A 14,639-nucleotide genomic window follows, 5' to 3' on the forward strand; every position below is an offset into this window, starting at 1 on the left:
GGGCGTTACTCCCACTCGTCCTCATCCCGGGCCGGCTTGGGGGGCGCGGTGTAGATGGCGGGGTCGCTGGGGTTGCTCGCTGCGATCAGGCGGGCCACCTCTGCCTCTTCGGGCTCGGCCAGCACCCGCACGAAGTCCGACCCGGGAAGCACCGTCTCGCGCACCGGCCACCCGCGCGCCTGCGCCCAGCGGGTCAGGTCCGCGAGGGCCTGCGCTCCTGCCGGACCGTACGCCGGGCCAAAGGCGGGCGCCGTCACCAGGGCTTCTTCCCCCACGGTGAGCAGGGCCGCGTAACGCCCGCGGGGCTGCTCGTCCTGCCGGTCCGTGATCAGGATGAGCTGCCCGTCCACCTCACCCAGGCCCTCCAGGTGGGCGAGCATGGCCTGTAGCGTCTCCAGCGGCGCGCCCGGCACGCCGAATGGGTCGGGAATGTGCATGGGGGCCAGTGTATAGCTGCTGACGCTATCCTGCCCGTATGAAGCAGAAGCTCCCCACGCTGGTGGCGCAGGCGCGCGGTGGGCGCGTAGTCCGCACGCCCTTTGTGGATGGCGACGACATCGACCGCCGCTCACTGCAAGATGATGAGGTGCGCTATGTGCTGGCGGGTGGCTTTCCCGACGCCCGGCGGGTGGTGCTCACCCTGTACCCCGCCCACATTCCTGAGGTGGACAGCGGCGTGACCGTCCTGCGCGTGACCCCGGGGGCAGGGGGCCCGCCCTGGGACGTGCAGGACTTCACGGTGCAGCTGCGCCGCCTGAGCCTACCCGAAGACCAGCTTGGGGACGTCCGCGAGGAACGCGGCGGAGCCTTCCTGATCGCAGCGACGGGCAAAGCCACCCAGACCCTGGCGGACCTCACCGAACTGGGTGGCCGTGAGGTCACGGTGGAGACGGTCGGCGAGACGGCCGGGCGCGGCAGCAAGACCCGCGAGGTCGTGGTGCCCTCCATGCGGGTGGACGTGGTTGGCGCCAAGGGCTTCGGCGTCAGCCGCGCCTATTTTCAACAGGGCATCGACGGCGGCAAGGTCAGGCTCAACGGCCAACCGGCCCGCGCGAGCAGCGAGATTCGCGAGGGCGATAGCCTCAGCGCGGAGGGGATCGGCCGCATCGACTTTAAGCGAGTGGTCAACGAGACGCGGCGCGGGAATTTCAGGGTAGAACTGGAGGTTCACCGTTGAGGGGAAAGACGTTTTCGCGGCCACCGCGGCTCGGTTTCAGGTCTTGTTGCATCCATGATTGATCTTCTCTCCCGTAACCCCGGGCTCACCCCCGACGAACTGACGGCGGGCCTTGCGCCCAGCGCCCGCTTTCAGCATGTGCGCTTCGAGAACTACCGTCCGAATCCGCAGTTTCCCAGCCAGGAAGCGGCCCGCGCGAGCCTCCAGGCCTTCCTGAAGGGCGCGCAGGTGCGTCCCGGCGGCTTTCGGCTGTTTCGCCGCAGGCTGTTCTCCTCGGAACGGACCGAGGGCCGTGGCCTTTACCTGGACGGGGGCTTTGGTGTGGGCAAGACGCACCTCCTGGCCAGCGCCTACCACGCCGCCGAGGGCAAACGTGCCCTGATGAGCTTTCAGGAGTTGATGTACATCATCGGCGCGCTGGGAATGGCCCGCGCGGTCGACGCCTTCCGGGACCACGACCTGCTGCTGATCGACGAGTTTGAGCTGGACGACCCCGGCAACACCCACATGGCCAACACCTTCCTGGGGCAACTGATGCCCGCCGGAACCAGTGTGGTCGCCACCAGCAACACCGAGCCCGGCGCGCTGGGGCAGGGCCGCTTCAACGCGGCGGACTTTCAGCGGCAGATCCAGGGCATCGCTCGCCGCTTCGAGACGCACCGAGTGGATGGCCCCGACTACCGCCAGCGCGGCACAACTCCGGCCCAGCCCCTGACTCCCGAGGAGTTTCAGGCGTGGCTGGCCCGTCAGCCCGAAGCCACCCTGGCGGTGGTGCGCCACCGAGACCTGAACCGCCATCTGCTGGAGGTGCATCCCAGCCGCTTCACGAAGCTGCTGGCCGGGGTCGAGGCCCTGGCCGTCACCGACCTCTCCCCCATGCCTGACCAGAATGTCGCCCTGCGGTTTGTGCACTTCGTCGACAAACTGTACGATCTAGGCTTGCGCGCTGCCTTTACGGGGGCCCCGCTGGGAAGCCTCTTTTGCGAAACCTACCGCCACGGCGCCTACGCCAAGAAGTACAGCCGCTGCCTCAGCCGCCTCTCCGAACTGCTCCACGAGGCACGAGCCGAGCTGTAAGAGCGTTGCATGAGCCGCCTGCCTATGCTCGGGGAAATGTCTACGCCGTTTCCTGTTGGGCGGGTGGGTCTGGCCGTCCTCCTGAGCGGTGCCGCTCTGTCCGGCGCTGCCTCTCTTCAGCTGGACGGGCTGCTCGCCGTGTATGACAGCTCCTCGCCCTGCCTGAGTGTCGCCGTCAAGGTGTATGAGGGCGGGAAACTCACGGCCCAAGTCGCCGTTTTGCCCGACGGGCAGGTCAAACCCCTAGGGGGAAAAGACGCGTCTCTTCCCCGCTTTCAAAAGGGCCGGACCTACAACCTGCAGGCGACCTGCCTCAGCAAAGACAGCGCCACCTTTCAGAATTCGGAACTCACCTTCCAAGCGGACGGCCGTACGGTGATGGTCGCCTTTACCAAAACAGGCTTTCAGCTTCGGCGCGGCGGCCTGGCCTACTGAGCCCGCTGAGGACCTTTTCAGAAAAACCCCGCCGCAGCGGGGCTAGAACTGGTGCCGGGAACGGGACTTGAACCCGCATGCCCTGGTGGGCGTTCGATTTTAAGTCGGATGCGTCTACCGATTCCGCCATCCCGGCATAAGCAGCAGTATAGAAAAAACCCCGCCTCCTGGGGCGGGGCCTGGTGGTGGAGGTGGGCGGAGTCGAACCGCCGTCCAAGAGTCCTTCCAGCGTGCGTCTACGTGTGTAGCCCGCTCTTTCATTGTCAGGTCAGAGGCCACCAGCGGGCAGGTTTCCTCTCACCTTAGTTCCAGGTGGTTTCGCCTGCGGCTATGGAACCTCGCCGGGGCTAGCCTTCTTTTGGTTCAGCTCGCGCGACGCCAAAGGCCGGGCTTCGCGGTCACTGTCTCACTTAAGCAGCGAGAGCGTAGTTCTGGTTGCCAGTTAATGGCTTTGCCGTTTGTTTACGAGGCCAACGGCACCTCGACACGCGGCATCACCTTCAGTTCCCCTGTCGAAACCGGGTCACCCCCAGTGCCTGCAGCGCCGGATCACTCCGGCAAGAGGAAGTGTAGCAGAAGACTGCTGACCAAACGCTGATCTTGAGCACGATGTTCTCTCAGAGAGGCGTCAGCGTGACCAGCGTCCGCGCAGGTTCCGCCACTGCTTGCGCCCGTAGGCGTACACCGGGTGGGTCCAGCTTCCAGCGACCACGCCTTCACGCAACGCGGCGAGCAGGTCGGCGGGCGTGCGAACCAGGCGGAAAGGGGTTTCCACCCACGCCTCACCGATGTCGTGGAGGGTATGGGCGTCACTTCCGGCACAGACGGGGAGGCGGCGTTCGTGGGCCCATTGGGCTGCTACCAGGTTCCAGCGGTGGCGCGAGACGCGCGAGTTGAAGCTTTCTACGATGTCGACCTGATCAGCAATTCGCGCGGTTGCTTCGGGCCGGAGGCGGTAGCGTTTGAGGGGGTCGAAGCCGTGCTGGAGCATCACCAGGCCGCCCTGCGCCTTGATCTCGCGAACGGTGGCTTCGGGCGTGAGCCCCGGCGGAATGCGCTCGTGCAGAAAGAGGCCGATCAGTTCGCCCTGCGAGGTGGTGATCTCCTCGCCGGGGATGATGCTCAGGCGGCTCTCTAGCCCCAGATCAGCCACGATCTGGGCGAGGAGAGGACCGCCGCGCTGCTGGTCGTGGTCGGTCACGGCGATCACGCGGGTGTTGGTCCGCAGCATCCAGCCGGGGATGTCGCGGAGCCGCGTGCGGCAGTCGTGGCTGACCTCGGTATGGGTATGCAGGTCCATGCGCATCACCTGCACGCCCTCTCGAAACACGATGTTGTTGGGCCAAACGGCCATAGCTAGCCCTCCTGCCCATTCGGCACCAACACCGACAGGGCACCCGCCCAGACCTCTATCCGTACGCTGCCGGTGACGCCGGGTTGTGCGGGCCGTACCTCGCCGTCCACATGAAAAGCTTGTCCCAGATAGGGCAGCTCGGCGCAGCGAACCGAATCATTCACCACACTGCTCAGCTGCTCGAACGTGTCCCCAGCGAGGGCGGTAGCGTAGCGGAAGAGCCCCTCCCGTTCCTCGGCGTTCACGCGGATCACGTTGAGTTGTCCGTCCGTCGGGTCAGCGCTTGTCGCGAGGCTGAGCCGGGGGCCGGTCGCCTTCGTGTTCATGACCTCCACAAGAGCGTAGCGGGCCTCCGGCTGCGCCTTCCCGTCCAGCGTGAGGGCAAGGGGCAGCGGCTCAAAGTTCGTTGCGGCTGTGGCCAGCGCCCCAACGGCCCGCAGCGGGCTCTTGCCTTCCTGGGGGTCATACTCGGCAAGGACGTCTGCAAAGACTCCACAGCCACAGGCTTCCAGAAAGAGGTCACTGCCCCAGGGGGCCGTCACGCGTCCTAGGTCGAGCGGCAGTGTCCGGGCGTCGGCATAGGCGGCAATCACGTCCAGCGGCTCACCCTCGATCCCCAGTGTCCGGGCGACGTTGTTGGCGGTACCCATCGGGATCAGGGCGAGACGCACGCCGTCCCGGCCAGCCAGATGCAGGGCAGCGGCCCGAACGGTGCCGTCTCCCCCCGCCACAAACACGGTACCCCGCACGCCACGGAGGGCCGCCACCAGAGCCGATTCATCGTCGGTTGCTCGGTACACCGGGTGGTAGCCGATCGCAAGCAGGGCCTCCACCAGGTGATCCGGGCTCGCACGGGCACTGCCGCCTGCCTTGGCGTTGAAAATCAGCGTGGCGTTGGTGACATCAGGGCCGGAGCCCGGTCCCACGACCGCAGTGCCTTGGGTCATGGAACCAAAGTACCCGATCTCACTCCACCGGAGGACAACCTCTGAGACCACATGGGGCGTCCCTCAGCCTTCAGTCCGCCGCCAGCCGCTCTTCGCCGGTCACTTCGGCCTGATGGCTCCAGCGGTGCAGCGCGTCTTCAAGGTCTGGCATAAGCCAGCCCCGTTCACTTCCCAGCGCGCTGTAGGCTGGACGCGTCGCCCGCTGCCCCAGGGTGGAGGTGGGCACACCCTCCACCCGGGCGGGGTCCAGGCCCGATACGGCCGCGACCTGCCGAGCAAAATCCGCCCAGCTGACCGCTCCCCGGTTGGCCAGGTGCCATACGCCGCCCTCGCCGTCGATCAGGAGGTCGAGCACGGCGCAGGTCAGGTCGGGCACATAGGTTGGCGACACGATCTGGTCGGTGGCGGCCCGCACCGTGCGGCCTGCCCGCAGTTCGCGCACCACGTACGCCGCGAAGTTGTACGGGTCCCAGGGACCGAAAAAGGCGCTCGTCCGCACGACCAGCGCGCCGGGCAACAGCGACAAGACCGCCTCTTCCGCCGCGCGTTTGCTGCGGCCGTAGGCGTTCAGGGGGCCGGGTGTATCCGACTCGACGTACGGTGCGCCCTTGCGTCCGTCGAACACCAGGTCAGAGGAGAAGGTGACAAGCTGCACGCCGGCTGCGGCGCAGGCCTCGGCAAGCACCTGCGGTCCCCGAGCGTTCTCACGGTCGTTGCGGGGGTCGTCCTCCGCGTCGTCCACACGCACATACCCGGCGGTGTTGAGGAGGGCCCAGGGGTCATACTCCCGCAGAGCCGCCGTGACCGACCGCGAATCGGCGATGTCGAGTTCCTGCCGGGAGAGGAGGTGAAAGGGCAAGCCCCGCAGTTCGCAGGCACGGGCCAGCGCGCGCCCCAGCGTTCCCGTCGCTCCGGTGATCAGCAGCGGTTTTCCGGCTGCCGGTTCCGTCTGCACGGGGCCGTAGGGGGTGAAGAGAAAGCGTTCCTCGCGCCGCCACCAGCCCGGCCCGGCGAGCACCGGGTGACTCGGAGGCTGGCCGCTGGCCAATTGGCGGGCAAGGTGCGCGAGGGCAGTGGGGCGGGGCTGGGGTGCGCGCACGTCCCACAACCCGCTCTCGTAGTGGCCCTCCCGCCGGGTGAGGAGACTATTCCACTCAAAGGCGCCCAAGGCGGCCCAGGCGGTGACGGCGCGCACGTCCGCCCCCTCTGCCCGGACCCGCTGCGCGCCCTGCCAGGTGTCCAGCAGCCAGCGCAACTGCTCCTCGCGGGTGCAGCCCAGATGAACCTCGGTAACCGCCAGGGGGAGGCCGTAGCGGGCATGGGCCTCGCGCAGCCGCGCGGTTGGCCCACCGATGGGCTCGCCCTGTACCCGCACGGCCTCCACGTCCACGTAGACATCACGGCCATTGCCGCCATGCAGGTGCGGCGGGTAGAGGTGGACGCGCTCGTCGAGGAAGCGCTCGCTCGTGACGTAGGCGTTCAGGCCGAGGATGTCTGGTGGGCAGGGATGCTCGGCAAACCACAGCACTTCGCGTTCGCTGGCGCCCGCCCAGCGCAGGTAGCTCCACAGGGGGTGCCCCTCGTCCACCCGGCCCAGCAGCAGGTCAAAACTCAGCCAGCGCCGCTCGTTTTCGAAGTCCGCCTGGTAGCGTAGGCCCGGCGTGCTGGCCACGTGACCCAGGTCTTCCGTTTGAATCAGCCGCGCTTGCGGATTCACCTGGCGAATCTCCCGCATCGCCAGCACGGTGGCGCGCAACTGGTGCATAAGCGCTTTCCAGAAGCTCTGCTCGTCCCGCGCATGGGGGTACCAGTGGCCGTACAGGGCGGAGAAGCGGGCGGTGGTGAGCGGTTCGTTGACGGGCGTATACGCCGTGACGTGTGGATAGCGCTCGGCGACGGCGCGGGCATAGGCCTTCAGGCCCTCCACAAAGCCGGGATCAAGCAGGTGGGTTTGCCGCGGCCCGCTCCCGTGATGCACCAGCCCCACAACCGGCTCTACGCCAAGCTGTGCGAGACGGGAGAGGCGCATGTCGGCCCAGCGCCAGTCGGCCTGCGCTACGCCCTGCGGCGCGGTGCGTTCCCACAGCAACGGAAAGCGCATGGCGGTGATCCCCAGCCCGGCCAGTCGGTCGAGATCAGAAAGGCGGCGGTCAAAGCCACTGAGGGCCAGTTGATCGAGGTACTCATTCCCTACGCGGCTGACCGTCGGTTCGACGCCTGCCCACAGTTCCAGATTTCGCAAGTCAACCTCCCTCTCTCCCGGGTGCTGGCTGCCGCAGCGTTCCGCCGGACGCTGAGACCGCCTCGGGCATCCACACCTTCAGCAGGCTCCAGGACCGAACCCAGACAAAACGGAAAGGCGGCAGTCACCCGGCTCTGCGAGCGAAAGACCTCGGAGCATTCTGCCGGGTAGGGCGAGGTGGAGGGCTCCAACGGCCGTGCAAAAAACTTAATCGTTCTCTGATGCCAACGTTTGCTCTGCTCAGCCTCGGCTCAAGGTGAGGAGGGAGAGCGGGAGCCTGAGGAAAAGAGCCTCCCCTCACGGTATTCCACCAGCAGCGGCCGGTGGTCACTGCCCGCTGGTGGCAGGACCTGTGCCCGCGTGGGGCTGAGGTTCCGCGCCATCACGTGGTCAATCCGCAGGAGGAGGCTGGGAAAGGTCCAGCCCGGGCCGCGTCCGGCGCGGTCAAAGGCGTCGGGGCCGAACGCCCGCTGAAGTTGGCGGTACAGCAGACCACGTGGCGGCGTGTTCAGGTCGCCGCCCAGCAGCAGTGGCCCCGGCTCCTGCCCGGCGAGGCCTGACAGCACCCTCACCTGCCCCGTCCGCGTGTCCCGGGTCCGCCGCACCCTGGCGAAGTCGCCCTTCAGTACGCTGGACACCAGCACGGTCCCCAGGTGCGCGTTCACCACCCGGAGCCTCTGCCCCCGCCAGCGCACCCGCACTTCCAGAATGGTCCGCTCGCTCCCCGGCAGGGCGTACCTGTGGGCGGCCTCAACCGGCAGCCGTGAGAGCGTCATCACCTCTTGCCCGGTCTGGACGGTGTAGCCCGGCAACCCCGCCAGCAGTTTCGCCCTGAATTCCGGCCGCGTGAAGTTCGTCTCCTGAAGGAGCAGCAGGTCGGCATCCGCCGCTCGCAGGGCCGCCGCGATTCCCTCCGGCGTGCCCAGCCTGCCGCGTGAGACGTTCAACGTCGTCACCCGCAGCGTGCCGTCCTGCTGGGGCCGCCAGTGGAGAAGCCCCGCGCCCCACATGGCCAGCAGCATTCCTGCCAGCGCGACGCCCGCACCCCGCCGCCGCCACAGCGCCCACGCCAGCACGAACGGCGCGGGCAGCAGCCACAGCAGCGGGGGTGCGTAGGCGAGGAGCAGCGTCGGCACCGCCCCTTCCCCGACGAAGTTGCCCAGGAACCAGACGGCTGCGACGGCAAGAAGGTACGTCCAGGCGAGGCGCATAAAAAAGCCTCTCACGGGAGGGTGAGAGGCTTGGGGTGGTCCGTAGAGGTGGGGGTACTGCCCGCTGGCCACGTTCCGGTTTAGCGGTACTCCGCCGCCCGCTCCCGCGCCTCCTCCCGCTGCGCGAGCTCCTGCCGCTGCACCCCGGCGATGGCGTCGGCCAGAGCTTCCTTGAGGTCCGCCAGCCCCAGGTTCCTGAGGGCACTGACCGGAATGCCCCCGGTGTGCCTGGCCTCGCGTTCCAGCGTCTCGGGGTCGGCGGCGTCCGCCTTGTTCAGCGCGATGACGGTGGGCATCTCGCGCAGGCCGAGGTCTTCCAGAATGCGGTTCACAGCGGCCTGGCGCAGGTCCGCACCAGGACTCGCCGCATCCACCACGTGCAGCAGCACGTCAGCGTCCCCGATTTCTTCCAGCGTAGCGCGGAAGGCCCGCGCCAGGTCACGGGGCAGGTCGCGGATAAAGCCCACCGTGTCGGTCAAGACGACCGGGCCGATGCCCTCGATGTACCCCTGACGGCTGGTTGGGCGCAGGGTGGCAAACAGCTTGTTCTCGGCCAACACGCGGCGGGGTTCCTCGGCGGCGTGGGTAAAGGCGTTCAGCAGTGTGGACTTGCCCGCGTTGGTGTAGCCGACGATCGAGATCACCGGCACGTCATTGCGCGCGCGGCCCTTGCGGCGTTCCTCGCGGCGTACCGCCACGGCTTCCAGCTGCTTTTCTAGGAAGGAGATGCGGTCGTTGATGCGGCGGCGGTCCAGCTCCAGCTTGGTTTCACCGGGGCCGCGCGTGCCGATCGCCCCGCCCGCCGCGCTTCCCGCACTGCCGCCGATGCGCGATAAGGCCGCCCCTGCGCCCAGCAGCCGGGGCTTCATGTAACGGAGCTGCGCGAGTTCCACCTGAAGCCGCGATTCCACCCCCTGCGCGTGGAGCGCGAAGATATCCAGAATAAGCTGGGTGCGGTCCAGGACCTTGAGGCCGGTCGCCGCCTCGATCTCGCGCGCCTGGGCCGGGCCGAGTTCCTGCCCAAAAATAAGCAGGTCGGCGTCCAGGTGGTATGCCCGGCTGGTGAGTTCCTCCAGCTTGCCTGCCCCGACCAGGGTGCCCGGCTTGAGGTTGCGGCGGTAGATCAGCTCCTGGTGGACGACCTCGGCTCCCGCCGTTCGGGCCAGCTCCGCGAGTTCGTCCAGCCGCTCCTCGGCGTCGAACTCGCCCTGGTCGATCTGGACGAGGATGGCGCGCTCGCGCTCCTTTTGCGCCTCGCGCGTGCGAGCGGCGCGGGCGATTTCCTCCTCCAGCGCCGACACCTGTGCCCCCAGGTCGAAGTCACCGATCTGGAAGGAAGGTACCGGCGGCAGGATGCGCCAGTCCTCTTCCTCGCCCACCGTGCCGGGGGGTGTGAGGTGCGCGGTGTGGACCAGGCCGGGCTGTCCCCCCTCGCGCACCTCGAGAGCGCTGACGGCGTCCAGCCGCTTCAGGAATAGGGTGGAGAGGTCCCCCTTGCTGAGCGCCCCGCCTCGCGGGTGGGTGTGGAGCAGGTGAAAGCCTGCCAGGCGGCGTTCACCCAGGCGCAGGTCAGGCAGCGCGGCGCCCTTTGCGTCCGCGACCGAGACGCTGATCACGCGGCCGCGGCGGTCGATGAGCACGCTGACCTCGCGCCGGATCTCCGACGAGAGTTCGGCCAGGTTGCGCGCGAGTTCGGGCGAGCCGATGCGCCCGGGCTCGATGCGGCGGCGGTACAGGTTGCCGAGGGCCTTGAGCTGTGCCGGTTTCAAACCCGACGTGTTGCCGTGAACTTTATCGATGGTGGGTCACTTCCTTTGCGGTGAGAGAGGGAAAAAGAACGCGCTCGGCGCCACCCGGACACGGTCCGCGCGGCGGGGCTGAGGCACGTTCCGGCATCGACCCAGGGTAAACCGGGTGCGGGCGGCAGAAGGTGTGCCTTTACTGGAGATTCTTCAGCATTGTGGGGTCAGGGTGACATGGGGAGAGGGGAAGCGCATCCGCCGCTTGGCGGAGGTTCCGGTCACACTCGCCCCCCGGGGTGCGCTACCCTGCCCGCTGGACCGACCTGTTCTGTTGGTCTGTTCTGCTTCCGGCGGAACCGAGGAGGAGACATGAAGACGACCGAGAAGCCTGCCCAGGCGGGATTCGACCGCCGCTACGACGTTCAGGGCCTCGAGGCCATCGACGTGGCCGTGCTCGATACCTTCCCTTACGTGCGCGAAGACGATCCAGCGGCGTACCCCGGCGAGCCGATGGAGATTGAGATCTCTACGGACGAGTTTAGCCCGGTGTGCCCCTGGAGCGGCCTACCGGACTTCGGGCAACTGCGTATTCGCTACCTCCCGCGTGAAAAGTGCGTGGAACTCAAGAGCCTGAAGTATTACCTGACCAGCTACCGGTTCGTAGGCATCTACCATGAGCACGCCACCCGCCGCCTGCTGGCGGATCTGGTGCGGCTCCTCGACCCGCTGCGGATGGAGATCCGCTGTGATTACGGGATGCGCGGCGGCCTGAACACGGTCTGCACCGTTCGTTACGTGGCCCCCGACCAGGGCGGGCAGGGCGCGTAACCCGTGCGGGCTTCCTCCCTAGGCGGGTGGCGCGGCCAGGCCGCCCTGCTCACGGCGGTGTACCTTGCGGCCGTGGTGGCCGCCAACCTCGTGATTGCCGCGTTCGGCGCGGCCCTGGCCCCGCTGGTCGCCTTCCTGTTCATCGGCCTCAACCTGGCCACCCGTGACCGCCTCCACGACCTGTGGGGCCGCCGGGTGGGCCGCAACATGCTGCTGCTGATCATCACGGGCGGCGCGCTCTCCTCCGCGCTGAACGCCGGGGCGGGCCGGGTGGCCCTGGCGAGCGTGGTCGCCTTTGCCCTCAGCGAGACGGCCGATGCCCTGGTCTATCACCTGCGGCGGCAGCGGCCCTTTCTGGACCGCAGCAACGCCTCGAATGTGGTGGGCGCCGCAGTGGACAGCCTGGTGTTTCCAGTGCTGGCGTTTGGCGGCTTTCCGCTGGGCATCATCCTGCTCCAGTTCGTGGCCAAGGCGGCGGGCGGCTTCGCCTGGAGCCTGCTGCTGCACGCCTCCACCCGCCGAAGCGCCGTCGCCTGAGCTGAACGCCGCCCCTGACCTAGGTCAGGGGCGGCGTTCTTGGCGAAGAGGGTGGGATTCGAACCCACGGTAGCCTTGCGACTACTTCGGTTTTCGAGACCGACCCATTCAACCACTCTGGCACCTCTCCGCAGGTGGCTCCGGCCTTGGCCGGTGGGCACCGGAAAATATAGCACAGGTGCGGGAACTTGGGGAGGGGTGCAGAGTTGCGGCTTCCGACCCGCGCCGCATGTGCGAGAGTCACTTTCGGGAATGGCAGCGTGAAGAGCGTGTATGAGCCGCTCCCGGTGCGGCCGGGGAACTGACCAGGGCTGGCCGCTGGCCGCTTCCCGCACTACAGTTGGCCGCGTGACCGTTCCGCCTCCCGCTCCTGATCCCGGCGTGCCCCCCGCGGCCCCGCCTCACCCGCCCCGGTCCCGCGCCGGTCGCTGCGTGCCAATACCCTGATTGTGATGGCCGGTACGCTGGGATCACGGCTTTCGGGCATCGTGCGCCAGCAGATCATCAACCGCTTCGGCGATACCCTGCTGGACGCCTTTTTGGTGGCCGTCACCGTCCCCAACCTGCTGCGCGAGCTCCTCGCAGAGGGGGCGCTTGTCAATTCCTTTATTCCGGTCTACAAGACGCTCGACGAGGCGGGACGGCGGCAGCTCGCCCGTGTCTTTAGCGGTCTGCTGATCGCGGTCAACCTGGTTCTGCTCGCGCTGGGCGTCTTGGCGGCTCCCTGGATCGTGGACCTGCTGCTTGCCGGTACGTCGAACGTGGACCGTGGGCTGGCGATCTACATGACGCGGCTCGTGATGCCGTTTCTGATGCTGATTAGCCTCTCGGCGGTAGCGATGGGGCTTCTCAACGCCGACGAGCACTTCCGAGAAAGTAGCTTTGCTCCCGTCGCGTTCAACCTGGCCGCCATCGCCGCCCTGCTGCTGCTGCCGGGGACCGCCACCTGGCTGGCGGTCGGCTGGCTGGTGGGCGGCACTGCGCAACTCGTTGTGCAGCTTCCGGCGCTCGCGCGCTTCGGGCTTCTGCCCACGCCCGCCCTCGGAAGCCACCCGGCGCTGAGACGTGTGCTGCGGCAGATGGCGCCCTTTACCCTGACGGCAGGAGCGCGGCAGTTTCTGAATGCCTACGTGCTGAGTCTGCTCACGAACGCGCAGCAGTTCCCGCAGGGCACGCGCGCCGGATACGGGAATGCGGAGGCGCTCTTTACGATGGCCAATGGCCTCTTTGTGGTCTCGCCTGCCCTGGCCCTCTTTCCCCGCTTCTCGCAGTTCGCCGCCGAGGGAAACTGGCCAGAGTTTCGGGCGCTGACCGTGCAGGCCCTGCGCACCACCACCTTCCTTGCTGCACCCATGAGCGCGCTGCTTGTCGCGCTGGCCCCCTACGCCGTGAGCCTCTTTAACCTGGGTGGAGACTACAGCGTCACCCGCTTCTCCGCCGGTACCTGGATTCTCACCGGCTGGGCGCTCGCCCTTGTCCCCTGGGCGGTCGTGACCATCCTGCTGCGCACCTTTTATGCCCGCGAGCGCACCCGTGAGGCTGTGGTGGTCAGCGCCGCCGGGTTTGTCCTCGAAGTGCTGCTCTACCGCCTGCTTGTTCCCCGCCTGGGTCTCCTTGGCTTCGGCCTGAGCACCACCGTGAGCGGCATCGTGATTGGGGGAACACTGGCCCTGCTGTACCGCCGGGCACTGGGGTTTCCTGGTCGAGCGGTCGCCGGGCACCTCATCCGGGTGTTGCCCCTCGCCGCGTTGGCGGGCCTGGCCGCCTGGCTCGTCTCGCGCCCGCTGCCCGAGCCCGGTTCCATCGGGCCCGGTGTGCTGGGGTTGGCGGTCGCGGGAAGCGTGGGGCTGGGCGTGTACCTTGCTGGGGCAGTGGCCCTGCGGCTCCCGGAGGTCAGGGGAGTGCTGCGGCGGTTGCGGCGCTCGAGCTAAGGGCTAGGCGGGCGGCAGGTTCATCCAGGCGGGGAACACGCTGCCTTCCAACTGGGGTTTGAGGGGCCGACCTTTCCGGAGGGTGGTGCGTGCCCGCACCTCCTGCGCGCAGCGTTCGGCCATGGGCTGAACCGCCTGCACCTCCCAGGTGTAGCAGTTCCGGTCCGGGTAGGAGGCGAGGAGGAGATGCAGCGCCGCCGGGCTCTCGGCCTCCAGAATTCCCGCGAGACAGCCGGTCGCGAGCACCGTGACCATGCACCCGCTCGCCGCGTGCTCGGTATGCCAGTCCCCCACCCGCCTCAGGGTTCCTAGGTCGAGCAGAGGAACCTGGCTGGGGGTGGCGGTCACCAGGAATTTCATCATGACCTCCGAGGGTGCCCCTCCAGGAGCACCGGGTGGGCGTAGAGCCCCCGCTGACGAGATCGAAACACGCGCCACAGGAAAAGCGTCCCGGGAGGCCAGGCCTCTTCCAGAGAAAGGCGCGTCGCGACATCTCTAGGGTACTCCTGACCTGCCGCGGCGTCTACGGTTTGGGAACGGGGGGAGTGGGGAAGGGCCCGCGCCTCAGCGCCGCACGCCCAGCAGCGCATAGGCCACCAGCGCCAACCGTTCACGCAGCAGGTAGCGCCGGTTCGGGTGCTCCAGCGGGCTGGCACTCGCGTTGGCCTCCAGGCCCAGAGCGCGGGCGAGGGCCAGGGCACGGGGAGCGTGGGCCTCGTCGGTCACGAGGGTGACGGGTGTGCCGGGCGGCAGCAGTACCCGGGCCCCCCGCAGGTTCTCGGCGGTGGTGCGGCTGCGCGTCTCGGCGATGAGGGCGCTGCGGGGAATGCCCCGCCGATTCAGGTAGGTCACGCCAACTTCACCCTCGCTGTGAGGATCGCCAGGCCTGCGGCCACCCGTCACCACCACGCGGCGCACGCCGCCTGCTTCGTAGAGGGCAAGGGCCTGATCAAGCCGCCGCTGGAAAGCCGGGCTGGGCCGTCCTGCGTACTGCGCGGCACCCAGCACCACCACGGTGGGATGCGGGTGCGCGGCGCGGGGGGCAGGCGAGCGGGGCAGCAGCAGAAAACCGAAGGCGAGCGCCGCGAGCAGAAGCAGGGGCAGCAGCGAAGCGGTGGAGCCGCGGGCACGCATCGCGGCGAGCGTAGCATGAAGAAA

At 68.0% G+C, this 14,639-nt stretch carries 14 protein-coding genes, 2 tRNA genes and 1 other RNA gene; 6 read left to right on the forward strand and 11 right to left on the reverse strand.

Features of this window, described 5'->3' with window-relative positions; translation table 11 throughout:
* Positions 1-5: 5 nt before the first annotated feature.
* Positions 6-437 carry a DUF3197 domain-containing protein gene (locus tag EI73_RS11145; RefSeq protein WP_034386753.1) on the reverse strand — a complete coding sequence of 144 codons (432 nt, stop codon included), beginning with the start codon at positions 435-437 and terminating at the stop codon, positions 6-8.
* Between the two features lie 38 nt (positions 438-475).
* On the opposite strand from EI73_RS11145, the gene EI73_RS11150 reads away from it, so the two are divergent.
* From EI73_RS11150 to EI73_RS11160, 3 genes are read left to right on the forward strand one after another with little or no spacing between them, the layout of a single operon-like run.
* A complete protein-coding gene (locus tag EI73_RS11150) occupies positions 476-1,177 on the forward strand; it encodes a S4 domain-containing protein (protein WP_034386754.1) in 702 nt (233 codons plus the stop codon).
* Positions 1,178-1,231: 54 nt separating this feature from the next.
* Entirely contained in the window at positions 1,232-2,254 is a 1,023-nt protein-coding gene (gene zapE, locus EI73_RS11155; protein ID WP_034386755.1) for a cell division protein ZapE, read from the forward strand.
* Between the two features lie 36 nt (positions 2,255-2,290).
* Positions 2,291-2,689 (forward strand): hypothetical protein, encoded by a 399-nt coding sequence (locus tag EI73_RS11160; RefSeq protein ID WP_231557324.1) that lies wholly within the window; start codon positions 2,291-2,293, stop codon positions 2,687-2,689.
* A gap of 49 nt (positions 2,690-2,738) precedes the next feature.
* On the opposite strand, the gene EI73_RS11165 is transcribed toward EI73_RS11160, so the two are convergent.
* From EI73_RS11165 to hflX, 7 genes are all read right to left on the reverse strand, one after another.
* Positions 2,739-2,825: transfer RNA gene (locus tag EI73_RS11165), tRNA-Leu, on the reverse strand.
* A 47-nt stretch (positions 2,826-2,872) separates the two neighbouring features.
* Positions 2,873-3,220, reverse strand: a transfer-messenger RNA (tmRNA) gene (gene ssrA, locus EI73_RS15970).
* A gap of 97 nt (positions 3,221-3,317) precedes the next feature.
* Positions 3,318-4,043, reverse strand: coding sequence for a PHP domain-containing protein (locus EI73_RS11170; RefSeq protein WP_034386758.1), 726 nt, complete (start codon positions 4,041-4,043; stop codon positions 3,318-3,320).
* 2 nt (positions 4,044-4,045) lie between these two features.
* Complete coding sequence (locus EI73_RS11175) at positions 4,046-4,990, reverse strand: diacylglycerol kinase family protein (protein ID WP_034386760.1); 945 nt, start codon at positions 4,988-4,990, stop codon at positions 4,046-4,048.
* A 70-nt stretch (positions 4,991-5,060) separates the two neighbouring features.
* A complete protein-coding gene (locus EI73_RS11180) occupies positions 5,061-7,232 on the reverse strand; it encodes a family 1 glycosylhydrolase (RefSeq protein ID WP_034386761.1) in 2,172 nt (723 codons plus the stop codon).
* 251 nt (positions 7,233-7,483) lie between these two features.
* Positions 7,484-8,443 carry an endonuclease/exonuclease/phosphatase family protein gene (locus tag EI73_RS11185; protein ID WP_051935499.1) on the reverse strand — a complete coding sequence of 320 codons (960 nt, stop codon included), beginning with the start codon at positions 8,441-8,443 and terminating at the stop codon, positions 7,484-7,486.
* 80 nt (positions 8,444-8,523) lie between these two features.
* Positions 8,524-10,212: a GTPase HflX gene (gene hflX, locus EI73_RS11190; RefSeq protein WP_231557325.1), complete on the reverse strand. Its 1,689-nt coding sequence runs from the start codon at positions 10,210-10,212 to the stop codon at positions 8,524-8,526.
* A gap of 342 nt (positions 10,213-10,554) precedes the next feature.
* Here hflX and queF point away from each other — a divergent pair, with 342 nt between their 5' ends.
* Together queF and EI73_RS11200 are read left to right on the forward strand one after the other, a co-directional pair.
* The gene (gene queF, locus EI73_RS11195; protein WP_034386764.1) at positions 10,555-11,013 is read left to right on the forward strand and encodes a preQ(1) synthase; all 459 of its coding nucleotides are present in this window, start codon (positions 10,555-10,557) and stop codon (positions 11,011-11,013) included.
* Positions 11,014-11,016: 3 nt separating this feature from the next.
* Positions 11,017-11,550 carry a VUT family protein gene (locus tag EI73_RS11200; protein WP_197050760.1) on the forward strand — a complete coding sequence of 178 codons (534 nt, stop codon included), beginning with the start codon at positions 11,017-11,019 and terminating at the stop codon, positions 11,548-11,550.
* Between the two features lie 40 nt (positions 11,551-11,590).
* On the opposite strand, the gene EI73_RS11205 is transcribed toward EI73_RS11200, so the two are convergent.
* Positions 11,591-11,680, reverse strand: a tRNA-Ser gene (locus EI73_RS11205).
* A gap of 322 nt (positions 11,681-12,002) precedes the next feature.
* Between EI73_RS11205 and murJ the strand changes: the two genes are divergently transcribed.
* Positions 12,003-13,481, forward strand: coding sequence for a murein biosynthesis integral membrane protein MurJ (gene murJ / locus EI73_RS11210; RefSeq protein WP_034386766.1), 1,479 nt, complete (start codon positions 12,003-12,005; stop codon positions 13,479-13,481).
* A gap of 3 nt (positions 13,482-13,484) precedes the next feature.
* Here murJ and EI73_RS11215 read toward each other — a convergent pair whose 3' ends face one another.
* Together EI73_RS11215 and EI73_RS11220 are read right to left on the reverse strand one after the other, a co-directional pair.
* Positions 13,485-13,844 (reverse strand): hypothetical protein, encoded by a 360-nt coding sequence (locus tag EI73_RS11215; protein WP_156103523.1) that lies wholly within the window; start codon positions 13,842-13,844, stop codon positions 13,485-13,487.
* Positions 13,845-14,045: 201 nt separating this feature from the next.
* Positions 14,046-14,615 (reverse strand): YdcF family protein, encoded by a 570-nt coding sequence (locus EI73_RS11220; RefSeq protein ID WP_034386768.1) that lies wholly within the window; start codon positions 14,613-14,615, stop codon positions 14,046-14,048.
* Positions 14,616-14,639: the final 24 nt, after the last annotated feature.

Source organism: Deinococcus sp. YIM 77859 (assembly GCF_000745175.1).
Classification (GTDB): domain Bacteria; phylum Deinococcota; class Deinococci; order Deinococcales; family Deinococcaceae; genus Deinococcus.